The following is a 24,580-nucleotide window of genomic DNA, read 5'->3' on the forward strand; positions in this document are numbered from 1 at the left end:
GGTCACCGCAGCCTGCCGAAGCGGCGTGGTGCCGGACCGTGCACAATGCCCAGCACCGGCCAGCGAACGGCCTTCAGGACGTCGTCGAGGTCGTCGAGCCGGCGCAGGAGCACCGTGCCCCTGGACACGACGACGACCCCGGCCGTCATCTCGTCCTCGGGCGTGACGGCCGACAGTCCGGTGAAGCGGACATCGGTGAAGCCGTCGATGTCGAAGACCGGCCCGCCGTCCCCCGGAGCGGCAGGTTGCTTCGTCTGCTTCGAGGCGTGCGTGCGTCCGGACAGCGAGAACAGCAGCTTGCTCACGGTGTCCGCGTCCTCGTCGTCGGCGCCCATCAGCACGACCGCGTCGACGCCTTGCCGCCGGGCTGCCAGCGCCATCGTGTTGCGGAGCGACTCGATGTCCTCGGTCGACTTGCCGAGCACCGGCGCCTGCAGCAACCGGGCCAGCGCGCGGATGCCGGTGACCCGTGGGCGGAACGTCTCCAGGACCGTCGCCGCGGTCAGGCCGAGCACCAGACCGAGCAGCAGTGCCAGCGCGAGTTGCGGAAGGATCGAGTGCGGTTCGCGCCGGATGTCGGGCTGGGTGCCGACCATGACGACCTGGTCCTTGGTCGCGTTGTCCGCGACCAAGGTCGCCCGTTGGCTGCTGAGTTGGCTCAGCAACTGGTTGGCCGACTGGATCTGCACCCCGAGGTCGGCGCGGGCGGTCACGTCGGCAATGCCTCGCAGTTGGGCGACCAGCTTGTCCCGGCGTGCGGTCGCGGCGTCGATCTGGCTGGTCAGGTCCGCCAGGGTGCTGCGGAAGGTTGCCTGGTCACCCTGGTTCATGAACGCCGCGACCCGGGCGGCGAGTTCGGAGACGACCCTTCCGGCCACCAGCGGGTCGTTGTCGCTGACGCTGAGCTCGACGATCGAGGACCCGCCGATCCGCTGCGCGGCCACGTTGGTCGCCGCGTACGTGTCGACGTCGCGCTGCGCCTGCGCAGTCTCCAGCGCCGCACCGAGCACACTCGGCGTCGTCGCCACCGCGAGGACCCGGCTGTTCATCCCCTCGGCCTCGGTCGCCGACTTCGGTGAGCCGGAGATGACCTGGAGGCGGATCGAGGCAATGCTCGGGTCCGGCCGGTTCGCCACCAGGATCGCGGCACCGGCCACCGGTACCAGGATGCACACCAGGATCAGTGCCAGGTGCGCCCGGACGATCCGGCGGAACATCTCTTCGAGCGTCATAGCTGAGCCTTCCTCGTGCCGTCCATCACTGGACCTTCACGCTCTTGGTGGTGGTGCCGGTCAGCCCGCCCGTGTCGGTGACGACGACCTTCACGGTGAAGGTCCCCGCGGCCGGGTAGGTACAGGTCGTGGTCGGGGCCGTCTGCGGCGGCAAGGTGGTGCCGGTCCCACAGCTGAACTGGTAGGTCGCGATCGGCGTCTTGTCCGGGTCGGTCGAGCCGGATGCGTCGGCGGTGATCGACTGGCCGCGCTTGATGGTGTTCTTCGACAGGTTCAGCGCCGCGGTCGGTGCCACCTCGGCCAGGATCCTGACCTTGGTGGTCGCCCGGCTGGTGAGCCCGTCGGTGTCGGTCACCGTCACCGCGACGGTGTAGGTGCCGGCGGCCGGGTAGTCACAGGTCGTCGTCGGTGTGGTGATCGGACCTGTGGTGTGCCCGTTGCCGCAGTCGAAGGAGTAGGAGACCAGCGGCCGGCCGTCGGCGTCCGAGGACGCGGAGGCGTCCAGTACCACCTGCTGCGGTGCGTACGCCTGGCTGGGTGTGGCCGTGATCCGTGCTGTCGGTACGCCGTTCGGCTTCACCACGATCGGCGCACCGGTCCAGGTGGCGGTGGCGCCGGTGGAGTCGGTGACTGTCGCGGTCGGCGTGAACGTCCCTGCCGCACCGTAGTGGCAGACACCGCTGGACTGTGTCAGCACCGTGCCGTTGCCACAGACGATCTGGTACGACGTGATCGGCGCGGGGCCGGCGCTGTGCGAGGCGTCGATCGTCACGTCGAGCGGTGCGAAACCACCGGTCGGGGAGACGGTCACGACGATCACGAGGCCGTTGAACTCGAAGGCACCGAGATCGGCGAAGGTGACCGGGCCGGTGCCGGTGTTCGCGACGGCCGGGTCGTCGATCGGGGTGCCGCCGTCCTTGTCGGTCGCGCTCCAGCCGGCCGGCGACGTGTCGGCGGCGTCGATGGCCGGGGAGGTCCCGGTCAGATGCAGGTCACGGCCGGCCAGGTTGACGAACTGCGGGTTCGCCGCCTTGCCCGTCGGTTCCTGCCCGCTGACGGCCTGGTAGGAGCTGAGCGTCGTGTACGGCTGCGACGCCCACTCGAACAGGGGTCCGCCGTTGCTCTGGAACACCAGGTCCCGGTCCAGGCTGGTGCCCTGGCTGGACGTCTCGTCGACCCGGATCTCGCCGATCGTCCGGGTGCTGCCGACGGCGTTGTCCATCGTCACGTTGTCCCGGGTGAGGGCACCGGTCGAGCCGCCCTCGAAGTTGATCCCGGCGGTGGCGTTGCCGACCACGGTGTTGCCGATCACCCGCGAGCCGGGCGCCTGGAAGTCGTCGATGCCGTGGTCGCCGTTGTCGTAGACCACGTTCCGGCGCACCAGAGTCCCGGTCGCGCCGGTGTAGGACTCGATGCCCGAGTCGTCGTTGCTGTAGGACAAGTTGCCGTCGACAACGGTGTTCTGGGCGGCCGACGACACGTCGATACCGGCCGCGATCCGGGTCGAGAGCCGCTTGTTCCGGTACGTCGTCACGCCGGTCACCGTGTCCCGCGCGCCGCCCTGCACGCTGACGCCGTGGAAGCTGTTGTCGTGCGTGACCGAGGTCTTCACCGTGCTGTCGGTGCTGCTGAACAGCCGGATGCCGATGGACTGGTTCGCCGACGCCTGGATGCCGCTCAGCATGACCTGGCTGGAGTTGTCCGCGGTCACGCCCTGGGCGCCGGACTGGGCGGTGTCGACGGTGTCGAGGGAGACCCGCTGCACGGTGTCGAAGTACACGCCGCTCAGGTTGGTCTGCCGGACTGCGAAGCCGCTGACGTTCACGTCGGTGACCTGGCGGAGCAGGATGCCGAAGCTGCGCGCGCCCGCGCTGACGGTGTGCCCGGTGGCCGGGTTCGTCCCGCCGGTGTCGACGTACAGCGTCGCCGTCGGGGTGTCGTAGAACCACGTGCCGCTGGTGGTCGTCGTACTACTCGTTGCCTTGGCCAACGGTTGGCCGTCCAGGAAGACCTGCGCGGGCACTGGGGTGAAGGCGTGCTTCCACGCCGTCGTCGACGTGGCGGACCAGCCGGCCGCGTCGGACACGTCGTTCGTGCCGAGGATGACCGCCGACGGCGAGGTCGCCCGCAGCGTGATCGGCGCGCCGGCCTCACCGCTCGCGGTGACCTGGACCTGTTCACGGTACTGGCCCGCGCCGACCAGCGCGGTGTCGCCGGCCAGCATCTTCTTCGTGGCCGCGCCGATCGTGCAGAACGGGGTGGCGGTGGTGCCCGGCCCGCTGTCGCTGCAGGACGGGTTCGTCTGCTCGACGGAGTACGTCTGCACCTGCCGGAGGCTGACGACCTCCTGGGCGGTCGCGGTGTCGGTCAGCCCCGCGGTGTCGGTGACCGTGGTGGTGACGGTGAACGTGCCGGTTGCCGCGTACTTGTGGGTCGCGGTCGCCGTCGCCTGCGGACCGACGACGGTGCCGTCACCGAAGTCGAACGTGTACGACGCGATGCCGTTCGTGTCGGCGTCGCTCGAACCGCTTGCATCCGCGGTCACCGGCGTCGCCGGCGGCATGTTCACCGCGCTCGGGTCGAGCACCACGGCCGCGTGCGGCGGGTAGTCGGCCGGGCCCGCGATCGGCTGGTACTCCAGCGCGCCGCGGTCGGCGTACGCCGGCGTCCCGGCGCCGGTGTCCGGCACGATCGGGTCGTCGGCGAGTGCGTTGCCACCCTGGTCGGCGGCGACGAAGTTCGCCGGCGACGAGTCGGCCGAGTCGACCGCGGCGGAACCGGCGGTCAGCCGGAAGTCCGCGCCGGCCGGGTTGACGAAGTCCGGGTCGACGGACAGGCCGTGGGCCTCCTGACCGGTCGCGGTGGCGAAGGCGGCCAGCGTCTTGTAGATGACGCCGTTGACCTTCGTACTCGGTGCAACCACGTGGTTGTAGGCCATGTCGCGGTCGGCGGTGAGACCGGAGTACGAACCGGCGTCGACGTACAGGTCGTACTCGGTCGCGGTGGTGCCGTTGTCGACCAGGAGGTTGTTGACAACGGTGGCGCCGGTCGAGGTGCCCTCGATCGAGATGCCGTCCCGGCGGTTCCCGTACGCCGTGTTGTTCAGGTATTGCACACCGGTCGAGGTCAGCGTGTCGAAGCCGTGGTCGCCGTTGCCGTAGGAGATGTTGCGCGCCACCAGAGCCCGGTGGCTGCTGCTGTAGACCTGGAACCCGCTGTCCTGGTTCTGGTAGGCGACGTTGCCGATCACACGGTTGTCGGGCGAGCTGGTGTCGACGTCGATGCCGTTGGCGGTCGCGTTCGGATTCAGTGAGACGTTCGCGTACGTCGTGTTACCGGTGAGCAGGTTGTTCGCCGAGGTGGCAAGGCCGATCCCGTGCAGGCCGTTGTTGTGGCTGCCGGACGCGGTGACGGTCACGCCGCTGGACGCGTTCAGCTTGATGCCGGTGGACAGCGCGTTGTCGACGGTCGCGGAGCGGATCGTGATGGAGCTGCTCGGGCAGGTGTCGACGAGGACGCCGTTACCGGCCGACTGGGACGTGGTGACGTGGTCGACGGTGATCCCGGACGAGGACAGCAACCGAACACCGGCCAGGTTGGCGCGGTCGAGCTCGAGGTTGCTGACGACCACGTTCTGCTTGCTGCTGGTGGTGACGCCGAACGACTGGGCGCCGGCCTCGACCTGGTGCCCGTCGCCCGGGTTGGCGCCGCCGATGTCGACGTACAGAACCTTGGCGGTCCCGTCGTAGAACCAGCTGTTCGGCGTCGTCGTGGTGGCGGAGGTAGCGGTCGCGAGGCGTTGGTTGTCGACGAAGACCTGCTTGGGCGCGGACGGAGGCGCGTACGGCGTGGACCAGGCCGTGGTAAGGGTCGCGGTCCAGAGCGCTGCGCCGGCCAGGGACCGGGTGCCGAGCACGATGACGCCCGGGGCGTCCCCGACGACGGTGATCGGGTCCGTGGCGGTGCCCGACGCGTTGATCGTGACCTGCTCCCGATAGGTGCCCGGAGCAACATGCACGGTGTCGCCCGGAAGCACGGCCTTCTTGGTGCCCTGCGAGATCGTGCAGAACGGCGCCGCCTGGGTTCCCGTGCCGGTGTCGCTGCAGGTGACGGTGTTGTTCACCCAGTAGCCGGTGCCGACGGCGTTCGCCGGGCTGCTCGTCACGACCAGCACCAGCGCCGCGGTCATGCTGATGACCGTGGCCGTCGCCAGACTCCGTAGCCGCTTGTTCATGTTCTCTCCCGAACCGTCAGTGCAGAACTGCGACAGGTCGCATCCGCGCTACCGGCTTGACCAGCCCGTGGCGGACGAGGACGTCGAGGGCCGCGTTCACGCCGCGATCGTCGAAGTGGTGGGCATCGGTGGGCGCGCCGTCGTCGTAGCGGTAGCGGCGGGTCTTGTGCTTCAGCGGGTGGTCGCCGGAGATGCCGCGCGCCACCAGGTCGGAGACCACGGTGCCGGCGCCGTGACAGGCGGAGTACAGACTGCTCGCCGCACGGTCGCCCGCCACGGCCAGGTAGCTGGAGGTGCGGTGCGTACCGGGCAGCAGCACGGCCTGTCCGGTCTCGGCGAACGTCGTCCCCGGCGACATCATCGAGGCCGGGAAGGCACGGCAGGAGTTGTGCCGGTGGACGACGCCGGTACGGTCCCCGACCGGCTCTTCGTAGATGCTGTTGTGCGGCGAGTCGACCACCAGCCGCCCGGTGGCGCCGCCGAAGGAGTCGGCCGCGATCCGGCGGAGTGCGGCGTACGTCGCGGTGCGGAAGGCGAAGCCGTAGTTCATCGCGGCCGCGGTCGCGAGCATCAGCCGCTGGCCTTCGTCACTGGCCAGCGGAAGCGGCGTGCAGCCGGCGGTGAAGTACAGACCGAGCCGTGCGCGCAGTTGCGCGAAGGAGCGCGCGGAGCGGAGGTGGAACCACGGCTTCAGTGCCGCGTTCACGGCCTTGATCTGAGCGGGATAGTCCTTGCGACGGAAGAACAGGCGCCCGATCTCCCCGGTGAAGACCCCGCCGCCGCCGTGGTACTGGATGGTCAGCTGGCCCTCGGTCACTCCGAGCTTGGCGGCCCGCTCCGGGTCGAGGATCTCCTCGACCCGCTGGAGCTCGACGAAATGGTTGGACGGGCCAATGGTTCCGAAGCGGTACCGGGCCAGCTGGAATGCGATCCCCGGAAGCTCCGCGCGCAGCCGGTCGAGGCCGCCGTACCGCTCCAGGTCGATCCGGCCGCCCTCCTCGATCCGCTCCAGGTCCTCGGCCGGTGCGCCCCAGCGCTCCACACTGAACTCGGACCCGGCGCCGACCGCCTTGGCGACCTCCTGGCGGCTGAGTTCGGCGGTGCCCCGGGTCGGGTACGGATAGCGCTCGCGGACCGCTCGCATGAAGACGTCGACGGCCTTGTCGTCGGGGACCTCGGAGTCGACCGCGATCAGCGCCATCCCGCAGTTCACCGACGAGCTGGTCAGCTCGGGACGGACAGTGCCGCTGGTCGCGACCGCGACGCTCGACGGCAGCTCCATCTTCGACTTGTGGTGGAAGTCCGGCAGCACCACTGGCGGGGCGGCCAGGTCCGCGCCCTCGACCCGATGTCCGAGCGCCGTGATCGTCGCCCGGCCCGCGGGGAGCAGGGTGGGGTCATCGAAGACCGTCGGGGGAACATCGACGGTACCGTCGAGGACGCGGACGTCCAGTGGCGGCCTGGCCTCTGTGGTCATGCTGTACTCACAGTCTGTTGTCGGGTGGGCAGGTCAGAAGTCGTCGGGATAGGGCGCGCAGGCCGACACCAGACCGGGCGTCGGGCTGTACTCCGGAACGAGCCGGCGCAGGTGCCGGAAGACCTCGTCGGGCCGGTTGTGCGCGGCGGCGTCGTACAGCTCCTGCAGCCCGGCCCGGAAGCCGGCCGGCGGCGGTGGCGCCACGGTCATCGAGATCCGTGGATGATCGGTGGGCGTGGCTTCCTCGCCGGCGCCGAACAGTTCCTCGGTGAGCTTCTCGCCCGGCCGCAGACCGGTGTACTTCACGTGGACGTCGCGGACGTTCAGCAGGCCGGCGAAGTTGTGGACCAGGTCGACGATCCGCACCGGCTCGCCCATGTCCAGGACGTACGTCGCCGAGCCGTGCGACATCCGTGCCGCCTCCAGGACCAGCCCGACCGCTTCCTCGATCGTCATGAAGAACCGGCTGACGTCGGGATGCGTGATCGTCACCGGTGTGCCGCTGGCGAGCTGGTCCCGGACCACGTGCAGCAGCGAGCCTCGGCTGCCCAGCACGTTGCCGAACCGGACCGCGGTCAGCACCGTCGGGGCCGGCTGCTGCGACTCCAGCACAAGCTCGGCCAGCCGCTTGGTTGCCCCGAGCACCGAGGCCGGGTTCGCGGCCTTGTCGGTGGAGATCAGCACGAACCGTTCGACGTCGTGGACGACGGCGGCCTCGACCAGGTTCTGGGTGCCGCGGACGTTCGACTTCACGCCCTCGCACGGGTGTTGCTCCAGGACCGGAAGGTGCTTCAGGGCCGCCGCGTGGAACACGATCTGCGGCCGGTGATCACGGAACAGCTGGAACAGCCGCTCGCTGTCCCGGATGTCCGCGACCACGGTGTTCTCGGTGTCCAGCAGCGCCTCGCCCCACAGCTCGAGCTGCGTGCGGTGCAGGTTGGACTCGTCGTGGTCGAGCATGATCAGTTGCTCGGGGCCGAAGCCGTACACCTGACGGCACAGCTCGCTGCCGATCGAACCGCCGGCGCCGGTGACCAGGACCCGCTTGCCGGCGATCGCGTCCCGGGCGTGCCTGCTGACGACGTGCATCTCCGGCCGCCCGATCAGCGGGCCGATCTGCAGCGCCCGCATGTCGGTCCCGGCGATCTGACGCTGCAGCACGGAGAGGAACGGCGGCAGGTGCAGCACGGTCGCGCCCAGCGCGGCGGCGCGCAGCCCGAGCTGCTTCACCTCGTGCGACGGCATCGACGGAATGGCGACCACGACGACGTCGGCCCCGGTCCGCTCGAGGACCTCCTCGAGATCAGCCAGGGTGCCGAGCACCTTCCGCCCGCCGTACCGCCGGCCCGCCTTGCCGGGATCGTCGTCGAGGAAGCCGACAGGCTCCAGCCCGAACGAGCTGACCCGGTGCAGGTCGCGGGCCAGTGCGACCCCGGCCTCACCGGCCCCGACCACGACGGTCCGCAACAGGCCGTTGTCGCTGTCGTGTAGCAGCAGAGGCTCACTCATTCCGTTCCCTTTCCCGAGATGCCCTGATGCGCGATGTCGGTGACCGCCGTACAGACCGCGTCGACCTGTTGCCCGGTCAGCCGCGGGTACATCGGCAGCGACAGCAGTTGGTCGAACAGTGCGTCCGCCCCGGTCAGTCCGGCCGACGGAATCAGGGCCGTCTGGCTGAAGTACGCGAGTCGATGGACCGGGATGAAGTGCACCGAGGTACCGATGGCGCGAGCGGAGAGCGCGGCGATCACCTCGTCGCGATCGATCCCGCCGTGCAGGCGGAGCCGGACCGGGTACAGGTGCCAGGCGTGCGTGCCCTCCCCGGGGGCCGGCCGGTGCGGCAGCCCGACACCGGGCAGTCCCGCGAGCCGATCGTCGTACTGGGCCGCGATCTCGGCGCGCCGCCGCTGCCAGGACGGGAAGTGCGTGAGCTGCGCGCGGCCCATCGACGCCTGGATGTCGGTCATGTTCGCCTTCAGGCCGGCGTCGGCGACGTTGTAGCGCCAGTTGCCGCCGGGCAGGTAGCGCCGCCAGGCATCGGCCGTCATCCCGTGCAGGCGCGCCCCGCGCAGCCAGTCGGCGCGCGCCGCGTCGTCGGTGGTGATCATCCCGCCCTCGCCGAGCGGGAGGTTCTTGGTGGCGTAGAAACTGAAGCAGGTCGCGCCGGGGCCGGAGCCGATCGGCGCGTCGCCGGCGTACGTGCCGAGCGCGTGCGCGGCGTCCACCACGACGTGGTCGAGCGGCACACCGGCCGCCTCGGCGAGCGCCGGTACGTCGGCCACGTCGCCGGCCCAGTGCACGACGGTCAGGGCAGCGGGCCGGCCGAAGGACTGTACGGCGGCTCGGACCGTCGCCGGTGTCGGCATGCCGGTGACCGGGTCGACGTCGACCAGGACCGGCTGGTGCCCGGCGTGCACGATCGCCTGGACCGCGCCGCAGAACGTCATCGTCGAGCTCAGCACCAGCGACCCGGGTGGCAGCCCGAGCGACCGCAGCGCCAGCTCGATCCCCTGTGTGCACGACGATACGGCCACCGCGAACTCTGCGCCGACCGCGGCCGCGAACTCGGTCTCGAACGCCGCCACCTCCCGGCCGGTGGTCACCCACCCGGACTGCAGGACCCGCAGAACGGCGGCCTGCGCCTCGGCGGTGATGTCACAATCCGCGAACGGTACGGCGATCTCCGCCGCCGGTAGCGGACGCGCCGCAGCAGTGATTCGGGTAGTCATCCCGATGCCCCCCTCGAGGCCCCCACGGGCCCTGATGTCCCTCGACGCTACGAAATGTGACCGGCACCCGCGCCCGCCTGCGAGACGAGAACCTCTACGTCAAGAGGATGATCCGCGCCCGGTGGTCATTACGGACCCGTCGTTCTCGTCGATCCCCGTCACACCGTGTGAACGGGCAAAGGCGACCAGTGCGAGCGCCGAGTGCTGCTCCGACCGGCGGAGCAGGCTCTGGATGTGGGTCCGGACCGTGTTCGTGGACAGGAACAAGTAGTCGGCCGCCTCGGCCCTGGTCATCCCGGAGACCAGGCAGCGCAGGACATCGAGCTCGCGAGGTGTCAGCCGATCCACGAAGCCGGCGGCCGCGCGCTGCCGGCGCAGATCGCCCAGGAGATGGCTGAGCACCGGTCCGAGCGTCGCGGGCGCGAGGTACAGATGGCCGTCGAGGACCTGCCAGATCGCCGCAACCAGGGCGGGCAGCCGGGTGGTCTTCGCCAGCCAGCCTCGAGCACCTGCGTCGATGGCCTGCACGATCAACCGCGGGTCGGTACTGCCGGACAGCATGATCACGGCCGGCGGGTCGGGTTCGGCCATCACTTCGGCCAGCAGGTCGGAGCCGGACTCCTCGGCCAGCGACAGGTCGAGGAGGATCACATCGGGCCGGCCGGAACCGAGCAGCTTTCGTGCGGCGGTCAGGTTCGAGGCGGTGCCGACGTGGCCGATGCCGGGTTCGGTCGCGAGCAGGGCCGCCAGCGCTTCGGCGAAGACGCGATGGTCGTCGACCAGCAGGATCGCCACCCCGGACGAGTCCCTCACCGGCGGCCGCCCTCGATCAGCTCCTGCACGTCGACCAGCCCGGCGTCGGCGGCCGCGCGGGCGAGCTTGCCGCGGCCGTGCACGCCGAGCTTGCGCAGTACCTGCTGGACGTGGGTGCGGATGGTGTGCCTGCTGACGCCGAGGACGCGGGCCATCTGTTCGGTGTTGTAGCCCTGGACGACCAGGTGCAGTACCTCCAGCTCCCGGCCGGTCAGGGCGTCGACCACCGGCCGTTGCTTGCGCCGGTCCGCGGCCGGCCGCCCGGCCGCAATGTGGTGGCCGTTGGCAACCGACTCGGTGGCCTCGAGCAACGTTCGTAGACTGCAGGTCTTGCTGACCACACCGTCGGCCGTCCCGGTGTCGAAGGCGTCCCACGCCCGTTCGTCCTGCGGATCGGTGAGCAGGACCACGTACGGCGTCCGGTCACCGCGGTGCGGCAGTTCGGTCACGGCGGAGCTGTCCAGGACGTACAGGTCCGGACGGCGGCCGGCGCCGTCGAACAACTGGCGCGGATCGTCGGTGGTCGTGACGACCTCGTGGCCCTGCAGTTCGAATGCGGCGGCGACGACCGAGGCGAACAGCCAGTTCTCCTGACAGATCGCGAGCCTCATGCCGACCTCACCGTGGGGTGCCCCCCACGGGGCAGACAGAGCCGGACGGTGGTTCCGCGACCGGGCACGCTGCTGATCTCCAGCCGGCCGTCGAAAGCGCGCGCTGCTGCCGCCACCACCCGCAGGCCGTGGCCTGTTCCGGCGGCGACGTCACCGAAGCCCGGGCCGTCGTCGGACACCTCGACGTACGCCTCCCCATCGGCCGACTCGTCGGCACCGACGCGGACGTGGACGTGCCCGGTGCCGCCGGCCGCGCGACAGGCGTTGTCGAGCAGGTTGCCGATGGCACGCCGCAGCAGTGCCTGGTCCCCGGCAACCACGACCCGCGCGACGCGGTCGAAGATCACCGGCGCGCGGTACGTCAGCCGAACCACGTCGGCGCACTCACCGGCCAGCTGGGTCAGGTTGACCCCGCCGATCCGCCGCGCGGGCACCTGCTCGACGTCCAGGAGTTCGGCGATCGCGTCGAACTGCTGACGGATCAGTGCCAGCCGCGCCGGTACCGCGTCGAGCTCGGCCGTCGGTTCGGACAGACACAGACCTGCGGCGACGTACTGCCGCAGATCGTGGCACAGGCGCAACAGGTGCTCCGGGTCGCCGGCAAATCCACCCCTGGCCGGCGACGCGTCGGCAGCGCTCATCGATGACCCCCCTCAGGTCCCCCGACCGAGCAGGCCGCCCACCGCGGCCACACGCACCGAGCCCTCGACGACAACGGACGGTCATTCCTTCCGTCCTGGCCCCCCGCTGTGGCCCCCCACGGCACGCGTCCCGGTCTTAAGGGACCAGTACAGGCCGTCACCAGGTGAAGAGGCAGGGGCAGGCGGCAGACGTCATGATTCGGTCATCTTCACGTCATGTTTCGGCCGGAGGTCAGGGCTGGTACTCGTAGGCGCCGAGGTCGTCGTAGCGCCGCGGCCCCTCCGCGAAGGTGTTGGCGGTCGCCGGATCGTCGACCCTGGACAGCCCCTCGATGTCGGTGGACTGGGCACCGGACACGCCCGAGTTGGCGCGGTCGATCGCCGCGGACCCGGCCCCGATGTGCAGGTTCCACGAGCCGGCTGACACGAAGCGGGGATCGCTCTGCACCCCGTGTGACTCCTGGTGGGTGGCCGCCTGCATGGCCGCCAGCGAAGTGTAGGTCGTACCGAAGGCGTACATCTTCCCGCTCGTCGTCAGCCAGACCAGGTTGTGGTCCACGGTCGTGGATGCCGGCGCCGAGTCCCAGATGCCGATGTTCCCGGCCCGCCGCGTACAGGCGATGCCGTTGTACGCCGGGTACACCGCGTTGTCGACCGCGACGTTGTTCGAGACCACATAGTTGCCGGACGTGCCCTCGACGTTGATGCCGGTCGTGCAGTTGCGGTACACGGTGTTGCCGATCAGCCGGCCACCGGTGACGTTCAGGTCGTCGATGCCGTGGTCGCCGTTGTTGTACGTGACGTTCAGCGCCGCCAGGTTGTCGTTGCCGCCGGTGTAGAACTGGATACCGGAGTCCTCGTTGTCGTGCGTGACGTTGCGCAGCACGGTGTTGCCGGCGCTGATCACGTTGATCCCGTTGGCGTTCCGGCGGTACCCCTCGGCGTTGAAGCTGGCGGAGTTGCCGCTGACCACGATCCCGGTCGACCCTGACGTGAGCAGGATTCCGGTGCCGTTGTTGTGGTTCACGTCGTTGCCGCTGACAACCGTCGAGCTGGACGAGCGGATGCTGATCCCGTATGCCGTCTGGCCGGAGACCGGATGCCCGGCGCCGGTGACCGTGTTGCCGCTGACCGTGATGTCGTGGCTGCCGGTCACGTACACGCCGTCGTACTTGGTCCCGGTGAAGGTGAGACCCGACAGGGTGAGGTAGGCGCGCGAGGAGATGTTCGCGCCGAAGCTCGTAGGCGTGAGGACCGGGTGCCGCCCCGGCCAGGCGGTGATCGTGATCGGCGCGTCCGCCGTCCCCGAGACGACGGGTTTGATCGTCTCGCTGTAGGTCCCGTCACCGATGTACAGCGTGAACCCTGCGGCGAGTTTCGCCACCCCCTTGGTGACGGTGCAGTACGGCGTGGTCGACGTACCCGGGCCGGCGTCGGAGCATCCGGCCATGGTCCGGTCGACGTACAGAGTCGTCGTCGCGGCGCGCGCGACGAGTGGACACGCGAGTGCGGCTCCCGACACCAGGAGCACGCCGGCCAACCGGACACCAAGCTTCATAACCACAGACTGCGGCCGGTTGGTGCCGGTCCGCATCGCCCGTTCGGCGTAGTTGATCGTGCCGACGGCAGGAGAACGGCTGCGTACGCCTCGTGACCGGGCCGGTCAGGTCTTCCGGTCACGACGAGGGGGGTGTCGTGGACCGGGACCGGCGCGGCGCCCGGAGCATGTGGGGTGCGTCCGGGGTTCGGCGGGCGTACGCAGCAGGTTCCCCCCAGCAGGGTGGGACCGGACGCCCGGGCGTGGCAACAAAGATGACGTGGCCGTCATCGACTGGTCAGTTGGCCGGCAGTTCCAGCTCGAAGAGCGCGCCGCCGTTCGGGCCGTTCCGCGCCGACAGCCGGCCACCGTGCGCGAGTGCGGCGGACCGTGCCATTGCGAGCCCGAGACCGGTGCCCGTCCGGCCGTTCGGCGGCGGCCGGTGCCAGAACCGTTCGAACACGTGCGGCAGGTCTTCCGGCTCGATCCCGGGGCCGGAGTCGGCCACTTCGACGACGCAGCGGTCGGCGGATCGCCGGCAGCCCAGGCTGATCTCGCCGCCCACCGGCGTGAAGTTCAGCGCGTTCTCGATCAGGGCGTCCAGGGCCAGTTCGATCCACTCCGGGTCGGCCGGAATCCAGCCGGTCGGTTCGCAATCGACCTGCCAGTCGCGGTCCTCCTGGGCCGACCAGTTCGAGGCCAGCTCCCGGACCAGGCTGCTCAGGTTGGTCGGCTGTTCGGACAGTGCGCCACCGGAGTCGAGCCGGGCGACGGCCAGCAGCCGGTTCGACAGCGCGCTCATGCGTTCGAGCTGCAGCATCGCGACCGACAGGTCCGACCGCACCTCCACGTCCAGGTCCTGTGCGGCCACGAGCTCCAGATGGCCGCGCGCGATCGTCACCGGGGTCCGGATCGCATGGGACGTGTCCCGGACGAACTCGCGTTCCCGCTGGGCCGCCTCGAGTTGCCGGCCCGCCATCTGTTGCATCTCCTCGATCGCCGCGACCCGGCGCCGGACGTGCCAGATCATCACCAGCAGCACCATCGGCATCAACGGGATCTCGGCGAGCTCGGCTTTCGGCAAGTGGCCCTCGGCAGCCTGCCTGACCATCAGCCAGCCGGCCAGCAGGGTGAACGCGGTGGTCGCGGCCACGGTCGGGACCGGTGGCCAGATCCGGTAGCCGTAGGCGATCGCCACCGCGAGGAACATGACGTGGAACGGGCCCGCCTCGAGGCTGGGCTCGATGATCATCAGCCCGAGCATGCCGACGACGACGACGGCCACCGCGATGTCGATCAGCAGGCCGATCCGCCGCGACGGGCGCCGGACGGCCCGCGGCACCGCCAGCTCAGGCGCTTTGGAGCTGATAGCCGACATTGCGCACCGTCACGATGAGGTCGGGCCGGATCTTCGAGCGCAGCCGGCCGACGCAGACGTCCACCACGTTGGTGGACGGGTCGAAGTCGTAGCCCCAGACCTCCGACAGCAGTTCCTGCCGGGAGCAGACGACATCGGGATTGCGCATCAGGTGCCGCAGCAGCAGGAACTCGCGTTTCGGCAGGACCGTCGGCCGGCCGTCGATCAGCAACTGCCGGGCCTCCAGGTCGAGCACCATGTCACCGACGCGGAGCCGGTTCTTGCGCCGGTTGCTCGCGTCCTCGCCGAGCCGGCCACGGACCCGGGCGACCAGCTCGCGGATCGCGAACGGTTTCGCCAGGAAGTCGACCGCGCCCTGCTCCAGGCAGCTGATCCGCAGCTGGATGTCCGCCGTGGCGGACAGCACCAGGATCCGGAACGCGGGATCCTGCGCCAGCAACGCCGACAGCACCGCCTCGCCGTGCATCCGCGGCATCAGCAGGTCGAGCACGATCAACGCCGGCTGGTGCTCGAGCGCCAGCCGCAGGCCCCCCAGCCCGTCCGCCGACCCCAGCACCTGGTAGCCCTCGGCCTCGAGCGCCCGCCGGACGAACCGGATCAGGTCCGGCTCGTCGTCGATCACCAGAATCTTGGTCATCCGTGCCCCCCTCAGGATGATGACCTGTAGCCCCTGGGGGCCCATTCTCGGTTTTTCGTGCCGCCTATGGAACCCCCTTGTGGCGCTTTCGTGTTCACCTTCCGTTAAGCAAATGTTTGCCTGGGCTCCTGACCTTCCTGAACTACTTCCGGCGTACCTGAGCGAAGGTGCGGCGTAGGTCGTCGGTCCATTCCGTGGGGGCCTCCCACGGGATGAAGTGGCCGCCGTTCGGGTGGGCGGTGATGTTCGTGTGGTTGTACCAGGCGGCCCGGTCGCTTGCGAGGAAGTTCTGCACGCGCTGCTCGGGTGTGCTGACGCCGGGCGGGTTCTCGTAGCCGACGAAGGTGATGCCGGTCGGAGCCTCGACCACCGGTGTCCGGTCGTGGGACGGCGTCCACGGGTAGCGGTTGTTGTTCGCGTACGTGCGGATCGAGGTGTCGATCGCGTCGCCGGCCCAGAAGATCGTCGCGTGCGTGAGCAGGTCGTCGTCGGTGAACGCGGCGTCGCCCTCGGACCAGCTCAGCCAGCGCTCCATGATCCACGCCAGCATCCCGGCGGGGGAGTCCGCGAGGCCGAAGCCGAGCGTGGTCGGGTGCAGCACGTGCGCCGCGAGATGCGCGGCGAAGCGGCGCTCGAACCGGACGATCCCGTCGTGGATCTCCGGCGGCAGCCCCTCCGGGATCGGCCGGCCGCCGCTCAGGTCCCACCCGCGGTCGCCGTTGAAGAAGTCGAGTTTCAGTGCCGATCCGATGTGGATCCCGTACAGCTCGTCGGCGTACTTGTGCCCGAGTTGCCCGGTCACCAGCGCGCCGACGTCGCAGCCCGCCGCGGCGTACTTTCCGAAGCCGAGGACGCCCGTCATGAGTTCGTGCCAGACGTCGGCGATCTTCCAGAAATTCATGTCCGGGCGGGTCGGCGTCGAGAAGCCGAACCCGGGCAGCGACGGGACGATCACGTCGAACGCGTCGGCCGGGTCACCGCCGTACGACGCGGGGTCGGCGAGCGGGTCGATCACCTTCGACCAGTGCCAGAACGTCCACGGCCAGCCGTGGCTCAGGATCAGCGGGACCGGCCGCGGGCCGGCGCCCGGCCGGCGCAGGAAGTGCACCGGTACGTCGCCCACATCGACGCGGTAATGCTCGTACGTGTTGATCTTCCGCTCGGCCGCGCGCCAGTCGAAACCGTCCGCCCAGTACTCGACGAGCGGTTGCAGGCGCGTCCGGCGGACGCCGTAGAAACCGTCGTCGTTCCCCGCGTCACGTGGCCACTTCGTCGCGCGCAGGCGCCGGCGGAGGTCGTCGAGGACGTCGTCGGGTACGGCGATCGGGGTGGGAATCATGCGGTGTCCTCCGCGAGGTCGGTCAGGCGGTGCAGTACGTCGATCGAGCCCGCGAGGACCGCGCGCTCGTCGGGACTGAGCCGCGCGACCAGGGCGGCCAGTTTCTCGACCCGGTTCGCGTGCCGGGACCGGACGAGCTCCCGGCCGGTGCGGGTCAGGGACAGCAGGCTGGCGCGGCCGTCGGCGGGATCGGGCCGGCGCTGCAGGAGACCGTCCTGCTCGAGTTTCGCGACCAGGCTGGTCAGCGCGGGCTGCTTCAGCTGCTCCGTGGCCAGCAGGTCGGTGAGTCGCAGCGGTCCGCGCCGGCCGAGGGTGTGCAGCACGGACAGGGCCGAGAAGTTCAGCCGCCGCACCGACGGCAGGCGGATGAAGATCGTGTTGAAGTCCTCGATGACCGTGGTCAACCGGTCGACGTCCAGGTCGGGCACGGACGCGACTATATCAAAAATCGATGTACTTCAGTGGCTGAGCGCCACCGGGACGGCGAACGTGGTGCTGCCGGACTTGAAGGTGAGGACGGCCGCGTCGGCGCTGTCCGGGAGGTGGCCCTTGAACGTGATCGTGCCGTGCTCCGTGCCGCCGGCCGCGATCCGGCTCGGCCACGAGCTCTTGCCGGGGTCGGCGCGCAGGACGGTGCCGTCGGCGGCGGTGAACGTCGTCCCGTCGATCGGGATCTTGACCGCCTCCTTGGCGGTGCTGGTCAGCTTGACCTCGACGCGCGTGAAATGGCTCGTGTACGTGACGTTCTCGACCGTCATCGTGATGCCGGAGCCGGCCTTCGCGACCGGTTTGATCAGCCGGTCCTCGCCGGACTCGTTGCCGGTCAGGTAGCCGCCGACGTACTCCGCGCCGGCCGTCAGCGCGAACCCGCCGACACCGACGCCGGCGAGCACCACCGCGATCGCGACGAGCACCGACACGTCCAGGCGGCCTCGGCGGCGGGTCGTCGGTGTGGCTGCGTCGAGCAGTGCGAGGACCATCGCGACGACGAGCGCGATGCCGGGCGGTACGAGCCAGCGGAGTGCTCCGTCGGGGCCGTCGGCGAGGAACGTGACGACGAGGTTCACGATGATGCCGAGCAGGATCACGCCGCCGGCTGCGACGAGCACCCGTGCCAGGCGTACGGTTCCGACGGCGTCGTCGTCCGTACTGCGATCGGTGGCGGGCAGCCGCTGCGCGCGAGCTGTTTGCTCGGATGAGCGCCTGCTTGGCTGTTCCGTGCCGTAGCCGTCGTAGCCTTCGGTGCCGGGTCGTGGGGTGGTCGAGCGGCGGTCAGCTCCCGCTGCGCGGCGGTCCCGCGAGGCGCCGCGCCGGTCGGCGCCCGTCCGGCGGTCTGCGCCCGTCTGCTGGTCCGCGCCGGTTCGCTGGTCCTTGCCGGTTCTTGGGTCTGTGCCGATTCGTGGGTCCGGGCCGGTTCGTGCGTCGGGCGTGGTCCGGCGGTCGGGTGCGGCCGGCGTGGGGTCGGGCCAGCTGGCCGACTCGTTCCAGTTCGGCTCGGCGTGGTCGATCTGGCCGGAAACCTCCCAGGGGGACCGGACCGGTTCCGCGCTGTCCGCCGACGGGTACGCCGCCCACGTCCCGCCGTCACCCGACCGCTCGAACCCAGGAACCATCCCCGCGGCGCCGTACTCCTCCGCGTCGCCCACGCGCTCGCGTGCGAACGGATTGCCGGCCCCGTACTCCTCCGCCTCGTCCATCCGCTGCTGTGCGAACGGGTTCCTGTCGGCGCCGTACTCCTCGGCGTCGTCGGCCGGTGCATGGTCGACGGGGGATCGGTCGGCCGGTTCGTAGTCGGCCGGTCCGTGGTCGGCCGGTGGGTAACCGGCCTCAGCCTGGTTGGCCCGGTCGGACGAGCTGGGCGCGGGGGAAGGGGGCGGCGGCGTGGGGGCGCCGTACTCGTCGGGCGAGGGCGGCTCTGCCTCGGGCCAGCTGCCGGCGGCTGGCGGCGGTGCGGCGGACGCGGCCGGTGGCACAGCCGACGGCGGTGCAGCGGCCGGCGATGCGGAAGACGGCGGTCCCGCGGGAGCGGCTTCTTCGGGGGACGCGGCAGCTGGCATCCAGGCCGAAGACGGCGGCGCAGGATCCAGCGGCGTCGAAGGCGGTGGTCCCGAGGGTTCTGCGGCGGACGCGGCCGGCGGCACAGCTGTCGAGGACGGCGGCGGGGTGGGGTCGGTGCGGGGGGAGGGGGTGCTGGACTTCGTGAAGGTCAGGACCGAGCGGCCGATGTGGATCTTGTCGCCGGTGGTGAGCGGCGTCGGGCCGGTGAGGCGGCGGCCGTTCAGGCCGGTGCCGTTGCGGGACTCGTCGTACAGGGTCCAGGTGCTGCCGTCGCGGTCGAGGCGCGCGTGGATGCGGGAGATCTGGTCGTCGGCCTGCAGCCGGATGTCGGCGTTCGAGGCGCGGCCGATGGTGATCGTGTCGGTCCCGGCCGGCAGCGTCCACTGCTGCTCTCCGAGCGACAGCACGAATTCGGTTTCCACTCACACCCCAGCCGGCGTCGTCTGATCGCGATCGGTCCCGCCGCCGGCGCGTCGCACCCGTGGCAGCCATCCCGTCGGCGCGATTCTGCCATTCACACCCGCCCCGGACCACCGGCAGTCCCACCCGACCACCCTCCGCGACAAGCCGCTCACCGATCCGGGCCGGCCGTGATGATTCTCAGATTCGGGCGGGTTTGTCAGCGCTTGGTAGCCATGACAACGCGGTCAGTTGTCATCGGGGTGCCAACGGCACGACAGCGCCTTGCCCGGCCGCGGTGGCGGACATAGTGTCCCTCCGCGCGATCCATCGGGGCTGGATGGACAGGGGTCCTCCGCCGGCCCGGTCGATGGGTAGGCCGGAGGTTCCAGCCGGAGTGGTGCACCGACTGCAGTCCGGCGAGGCGCAACCCGCCCAGCACCGCATCGTGAAGGGACCACATCCATGGTCTTGTTCCAGCGTTTCCGCAAACCTGCTGTCGTCCTGGGGCTGACCGGCCTCGCGGCGGCGGCACTCGCCGGGCTCGGCTCATCGGCCGCCGGCGCGGCCCCGAGTGCGGCACCCCCGCCACGGCCGACCCAGGCGGAGTCCAAGGCGTTCGCGGCCGGCTCCGCGTCGTCGCTGGTGGCCGGGCGTCCTAGCGCCCTGCACGCCTCGAAGGACGACAGGTTCGTCGCGAAGCCGGTTATTTCGGAGCAGAGCGGTCTGCAGTACGTCCCGTACGAGCGTTCGTACAAGGGCCTCCCGGTCGTCGGTGGTGACTTCGTCGTGGTCACCGACGCGAAGGGCGCCGTGAAGTACACCTCGGTCGCGCAGACCACCGCCGTACCGGAGCTGTCCACGACCGCGAAGGTGACCTCCGCGGCCGCGAAGCAGACCGCGAACAAGCAGCTGAAGCAGGTCAAGGAGTCGACCACGCCGACGCTCGCGGTCTACGCCCTGAACGGTACGCCGAAGCTCGCCTGGCAGTCCCGGGTCACTGGCAGCAACGGCCACGAGCCGTCGAGCTTGTCGGTGTACGTCGACGCGCAGAGCGGCAAGGTGCTCGGTACCAAGGAGCACGTGATGGCCGGCAACGGTACGGCGGTCTACAGCGGCCCCAACCCGGTGCACCTGGACACCACCCTGTCCGGCAGCACGTACTCGATGAAGGACCCCACCATCACCAACCTGTCCTGCCAGGACGCGGCGAACAACACCACGTTCTCCGGCCCGGACGACAACTGGGGCAACGGTACGGCGACCAACAGGGAGACCGGCTGCGTCGACGCGCTGTTCGCCGCCCAGACCGAGAAGGCGATGCTGACCAACTGGCTCGGCCGCAACGGTATGGACGGTAGCGGCGGCGCCTGGCCGATCCGGGTCGGCCTGAACGACCAGAACGCGTACTACGACGGCACGCAGGTCCAGATCGGCAAGAACACGGCCGGCGGCTGGATCGGCTCGATCGATGTCCTGGCCCACGAGATGGGTCACGGTATCGACGACCACACGCCGGGCGGGATCTCCGGCAGCGGCACCCAGGAGTTCGTCGCCGACACCTTCGGCGCGGCCACCGAGTACTACAGCAACCAGTCGTCCGCGTACGACCCGCCGGACTTCCTCGTCGGTGAAGAGGTCAACCTGGTCGGCAGCGGGCCGATCCGGAACATGTACAACCCGTCGGCGCTGGGCGACCCGAACTGCTACTCGAGCTCGATCCCGGGCACCGAGGTGCACGCGGCGGCCGGTCCGGGCAACCACTGGTTCTATCTGCTCTCGCAGGGCAGCAACGGCTCCCCGACGAGCCCGACCTGCAACAGCTCGACCGTGACCGGTATCGGCATCCAGAAGGCCATCCGGATCATGTACAACGCGATGCTGATGAAGACCAGCAGCAGCTCGTACCTCAAGTACCGGACCTGGACGCTGACCGCGGCCAAGAACCTGTACCCGGGCAGCTGCGCCGAGTTCAACACCGTGAAGGCGGCCTGGGACGCGGTGAGCGTGCCGGCGCAGACGGGTGACCCGACCTGCTCCACCTCCGGCGGCGTCACGGTCACGAACCCGGGCAACAAGTCCGGCACGGTCGGTACGGCGATCGCGTCGTTCACGATGACCGCGTCCGGCGGCACCGCGCCGTACACCTGGTCCGCGACCGGTCTCCCGGCCGGCATCACCATCGGTTCGTCCACCGGCACCGTGTCGGGGACGCCGACCGCGAGCGGGACGTTCAACGTCACCGTGACGGCGACCGCGAGCGCAGGCGGATCCGGCAACACCTCGTTCACCTTCACGATCGGCGGCACCGGTGGCTGCTCCGGCCAGCAGCTCGGCAACCCGGGCTTCGAGACCGGTACGGCGGCCCCGTGGTCGGCGTCGGCGGGCGTGATCGACAACACGGCCTCCCAGCCGGCCCGCAGCGGCACCTGGAAGGCGTGGCTGGACGGCTACGGCACGACCCACACCGACACCCTGAGCCAGTCGGTGGCGATCCCGGCCGGGTGCAGCGCGACGCTGTCGTTCTACCTGCACATCGACTCCGCCGAGACCACCACGACCACGCAGTACGACAAGCTCACGGTCAAGGCGGGCTCGACCACGCTGGCGACGTACTCGAACCTGAACAAGGCGAGCGGATACTCGCTCAAGTCGTTCAACCTCTCGTCGTTCGCCGGCCAGACGGTGACCATCAGCTTCACGGGCACCGAGGACATCTCGCTGCAGACCTCGTTCGTCATCGACGACACGGGTCTCAACCTGAGCTGACCTGACAGCTGAAACGGCCGCCGTACCCGGGCGAGGGGTGCGGCGGCCGCTTCGTGTCTGTGTCGCTGTCGATCAGTTGAGCGTCATCCGGGGTTCGCCGTTGACGAGGCCGGTGCCGGAGATGGTGCAGGTGCCGCCGCGGTTCTGGTTGTAGGTTTGGCGGACACAGGAGCGCAGCGCCAGCTGGGCCCAGTAGTTCGGGTGCAGGGACTCCTGGATGTAGTAGTTCGAGCCGACGGTCGTCACGGTGCGGATCTGGTTGATCCATTCGGTCTTGTCGACGGCGGTCGACTGGGTCCACGAGCTGAGGCCGACCTCCTCGTACAGGCCGACGGTCTTCTCGCAGAGCCGGCGGCCGTTGAACGCGGACTGCAGCTCGAGCAGGCGGGCGTTGCCGAGGCCGGACTGGCCGATCGCGGCGCGGACCGTGTTGTTGATCGTGACGAGGGCGGTGGCGTTGGCCCAGTCGGCGTCCGCGTTCCAGAAGCCGCAGCCGCCGACGCTCTGCCGGGTGTAGCCCGACTGCCCGTAGCGGAAGCCGCTGGACGCCGGGATCGGCGACGGGTACGTCTGGACGACGAGGCTCCACGCGCTGTCGCCGTACCCCGCGTTGCGCATCGCCGTCCGGACGTTCTGGAACGCCGTCGCGATCTTGCCGCGGACCGTCGTGATGTTGGCGGAGGTGAAGTTCGCGACCACCGACGAGTCGTCGCGGCAGTAGTCGGGGTTCCAGGACGGGGAGAGCAGGAAGTCCTGCACGCACTGGGTGACGATCGACGCGAAGTTGAAGTCGTTGCCGCCGATCGAGACGACGACCTGCCGCACGTTGTGGGTCGCCGCGAAGACCTGCAGCATCTTCGCCTGGCCCTGGTGGCCGGCGCCGTCGTCGTAGAAGTCGATGCCCGGCTTGAAGTAGTCGCCGGTCGAGGTGGTGGTGCGCGCACCCGAGCAGGCCAGGTTCAGGCCGCCGACCCCGCCGCCGATGTACGCCTCCGCCGACAGGCTGCGGTGGCACCGCGGGATCACCTCGGCCGTGTGGCTCGCGTTGTCGTGGTAGGCGTGCGAACCGAGCGCGTCGGCCGGCGTCTCGGAGTCGTTCGAGCTCCCGGCCCAGCGGCCGGCCTCACCCGAGATGTAGGAGTCCCCGACGGTCACGACGTACGGCGTCCCGGAGCCGGGGCCGTCGGCGTGCGCCGGGGGAGCGACCAGGCCGAGCCCGGTCAGGGACAGTAGGAAAATTGCGGCTGACACTCGACGACTTCTGGATGGTTTCACCGGAAGGCCTCTCTCGCCGGAGTTCAGTGATCGTTCGATCACTGTCGGCAAGATACTTCCCGGTAACACCGTCCGGTAGACCGAGTGTGCTGACACGTTTGCGCGCTGTCACGGCAGTGTCAGGGCTCGGTCAGGGGTCGGTCAGGGCTCGGTCGGGAGCTCCAGCTCCTCCGGCCAGCGCTCGCTCCACCAGGCGCGCCAGCGGGCGTCGACAGCGTCGCGGTCCACGTCGCCGTACAGCGACAGGATCGCCATCGTGGCGCCGTCCGGCTTGCCGTCGCCGGGCGGGATGTGGCTGAGCACCAGCAAGCCGTTGCCCCAGGCATCTACTGTGAGGCCGAGCTGGTGGTCGGACCGGTACCAGACCTCGCACGTCACCCGTTCCCCGATCAGGTCGAGCTCGAAGGCGTCACCGGCCGGGATGTGCAGTTCGTCGATCGGGGACACGGCGCCGTTGCCGGAGTAGAACAGGGTGCGCCGGGGGTCGTCGGGATGGCGTTCGACGGCGAAGCGGAGCTGGTGCAGGAAGGTGATCCAGCCTTCGGTGATGTCGTCGTAGTACGCGTCCCAGTCCGGGTCGGCGCCCAGCGGCGCGCGGGTGAGCGTGACCCGGGACCCGCCGTCGACGGCCTCGACGGCGAACTCGTCGCCGTTGCCGAGCCGCAGCGTGGTCCCGTCCTCGACCGCGCGGGTGAAGTAGATCAGGTCGATCTCCTCGTCGAGGCCGCCTTCGTACTCCCAGCCGTGCCAGTGCCGGATCTTGTCCTTGTTCCGCAGGGCGTCCCACACCGTCGCCACCGGCGCGGCCACCGTCACCACGATCTTCATGTCCCTCCCTCGGTCCGGCGGGGCGCGGGATGACCACCCGCGATCAACCGGTACGGCCGCCCGCCCTCGCTGTCGAACTCCTCGACCACACGCTGCATCGCCGCGGTCAGCGCGTCGGCGAACCGGTGGACGTCGCCTGGCTCCGCGAACCGCACCTGTGCCTCGAGCGTGAACGTCAGCAGCCGCTTCCCGTCCGCGTCGGCGGCGCTCTGCATTCGCGCCACGTCCCGCACGGTCCCAGCGGCGACCTCGACCAGGTGCTCGGCGGCGTACTGGTCCTGGATCTGCGTGAACGCCTGCCCCAGCACGGCCGGATCGATCACGAAGGCCGACGCGCGCAGGATCCGCTCGGTGAACCCGCGCCGCCGCCGCTCCTCGACGAGCTCGACCAGGCCGGCCTTCTCCAACTCGCGCAGGTGGTAGTTGACCCGCTGCCGCGGCAGGTCGAGCGCGGCCGCGAGCTGGGTCGCCGACGCCGGCTCGCGCAGCAGGTCGAGCAGCCGCCGCCGGATCGGCGACAGCGCCAGCCGCACCTTCTCGGGCTCCTCGACGTACCGCAGCATGCCCTCAATCTCCACTTGACAGAAAAATTTGTCAATAGATCGACCGCGCGGATGGAACGA

General features: G+C 69.9%; 18 protein-coding genes. 1 reads left to right on the top strand and 17 read right to left on the bottom strand.

Going from position 1 to position 24,580, the window contains the following annotated elements; all coding sequences use genetic code 11:
- Positions 1–2 precede the first annotated feature (2 nt).
- The 14 genes from ACWEOO_RS36890 to ACWEOO_RS36955 form a co-directional block, all read right to left on the bottom strand.
- A complete protein-coding gene (locus ACWEOO_RS36890) occupies positions 3–1,232 on the bottom strand; it encodes a hypothetical protein (RefSeq protein WP_452146991.1) in 1,230 nt (409 codons plus the stop codon).
- A gap of 25 nt (positions 1,233–1,257) precedes the next feature.
- Positions 1,258–5,466, bottom strand: a complete 4,209-nt coding sequence (locus tag ACWEOO_RS36895; RefSeq protein WP_452146992.1) for a PKD domain-containing protein — start codon at positions 5,464–5,466, stop codon at positions 1,258–1,260.
- A gap of 16 nt (positions 5,467–5,482) precedes the next feature.
- Complete coding sequence (locus tag ACWEOO_RS36900; protein WP_452146993.1) at positions 5,483–6,943, bottom strand: RtcB family protein; 1,461 nt, start codon at positions 6,941–6,943, stop codon at positions 5,483–5,485.
- 33 nt (positions 6,944–6,976) lie between these two features.
- A complete protein-coding gene (locus tag ACWEOO_RS36905) occupies positions 6,977–8,452 on the bottom strand; it encodes a polysaccharide biosynthesis protein (RefSeq protein WP_363711287.1) in 1,476 nt (491 codons plus the stop codon).
- Positions 8,449–9,672 carry a DegT/DnrJ/EryC1/StrS family aminotransferase gene (locus ACWEOO_RS36910; RefSeq protein WP_452146994.1) on the bottom strand — a complete coding sequence of 408 codons (1,224 nt, stop codon included), beginning with the start codon at positions 9,670–9,672 and terminating at the stop codon, positions 8,449–8,451. The genes ACWEOO_RS36905 and ACWEOO_RS36910 overlap by 4 nt, the downstream gene beginning before the upstream one ends.
- 99 nt (positions 9,673–9,771) lie before the next feature.
- Complete coding sequence (locus tag ACWEOO_RS36915; protein WP_452146995.1) at positions 9,772–10,485, bottom strand: response regulator; 714 nt, start codon at positions 10,483–10,485, stop codon at positions 9,772–9,774.
- Positions 10,482–11,096, bottom strand: a complete 615-nt coding sequence (locus tag ACWEOO_RS36920) for a LuxR C-terminal-related transcriptional regulator (RefSeq protein ID WP_452146996.1) — start codon at positions 11,094–11,096, stop codon at positions 10,482–10,484. The genes ACWEOO_RS36915 and ACWEOO_RS36920 overlap by 4 nt, the downstream gene beginning before the upstream one ends.
- Entirely contained in the window at positions 11,093–11,737 is a 645-nt protein-coding gene (locus ACWEOO_RS36925; RefSeq protein WP_452146997.1) for an ATP-binding protein, read from the bottom strand. The genes ACWEOO_RS36920 and ACWEOO_RS36925 overlap by 4 nt, the downstream gene beginning before the upstream one ends.
- 232 nt (positions 11,738–11,969) lie before the next feature.
- A complete protein-coding gene (locus ACWEOO_RS36930) occupies positions 11,970–13,295 on the bottom strand; it encodes a right-handed parallel beta-helix repeat-containing protein (protein ID WP_452146998.1) in 1,326 nt (441 codons plus the stop codon).
- A 277-nt stretch (positions 13,296–13,572) separates the two neighbouring features.
- On the bottom strand, positions 13,573–14,652 hold the full coding sequence (locus ACWEOO_RS36935; protein ID WP_452146999.1) for a sensor histidine kinase: 1,080 nt from the start codon (positions 14,650–14,652) through the stop codon (positions 13,573–13,575).
- A complete protein-coding gene (locus ACWEOO_RS36940) occupies positions 14,624–15,289 on the bottom strand; it encodes a response regulator transcription factor (RefSeq protein WP_452147000.1) in 666 nt (221 codons plus the stop codon). The genes ACWEOO_RS36935 and ACWEOO_RS36940 overlap by 29 nt, the downstream gene beginning before the upstream one ends.
- Positions 15,290–15,431: 142 nt before the next feature.
- A complete protein-coding gene (locus ACWEOO_RS36945; RefSeq protein ID WP_452147001.1) occupies positions 15,432–16,628 on the bottom strand; it encodes an epoxide hydrolase family protein in 1,197 nt (398 codons plus the stop codon).
- Complete coding sequence (locus tag ACWEOO_RS36950; RefSeq protein WP_452147002.1) at positions 16,625–17,056, bottom strand: MarR family winged helix-turn-helix transcriptional regulator; 432 nt, start codon at positions 17,054–17,056, stop codon at positions 16,625–16,627. The genes ACWEOO_RS36945 and ACWEOO_RS36950 overlap by 4 nt, the downstream gene beginning before the upstream one ends.
- 30 nt (positions 17,057–17,086) lie before the next feature.
- On the bottom strand, positions 17,087–19,108 hold the full coding sequence (locus tag ACWEOO_RS36955; RefSeq protein WP_452147003.1) for an FHA domain-containing protein: 2,022 nt from the start codon (positions 19,106–19,108) through the stop codon (positions 17,087–17,089).
- 442 nt (positions 19,109–19,550) lie between these two features.
- Here ACWEOO_RS36955 and ACWEOO_RS36960 point away from each other — a divergent pair, with 442 nt between their 5' ends.
- Positions 19,551–21,854, top strand: coding sequence for a M4 family metallopeptidase (locus ACWEOO_RS36960; RefSeq protein ID WP_452147004.1), 2,304 nt, complete (start codon positions 19,551–19,553; stop codon positions 21,852–21,854).
- Positions 21,855–21,926: 72 nt separating this feature from the next.
- Here the strand turns inward: ACWEOO_RS36960 and ACWEOO_RS36965 are convergent, their stop codons facing one another.
- The 3 genes from ACWEOO_RS36965 to ACWEOO_RS36975 all read right to left on the bottom strand — a co-directional run bounded on the left by ACWEOO_RS36965 (position 21,927) and on the right by ACWEOO_RS36975 (position 24,520).
- A complete protein-coding gene (locus tag ACWEOO_RS36965; RefSeq protein WP_452147005.1) occupies positions 21,927–23,105 on the bottom strand; it encodes a hypothetical protein in 1,179 nt (392 codons plus the stop codon).
- A 165-nt stretch (positions 23,106–23,270) separates the two neighbouring features.
- A complete protein-coding gene (locus tag ACWEOO_RS36970) occupies positions 23,271–23,957 on the bottom strand; it encodes an SRPBCC family protein (protein WP_452147006.1) in 687 nt (228 codons plus the stop codon).
- On the bottom strand, positions 23,954–24,520 hold the full coding sequence (locus tag ACWEOO_RS36975) for an ArsR/SmtB family transcription factor (protein ID WP_452147007.1): 567 nt from the start codon (positions 24,518–24,520) through the stop codon (positions 23,954–23,956). Before ACWEOO_RS36975 ends, ACWEOO_RS36970 begins: the two co-directional genes overlap by 4 nt.
- Positions 24,521–24,580 lie beyond the last annotated feature (60 nt).

The organism is Kribbella sp. NPDC004138 (assembly GCF_053603655.1).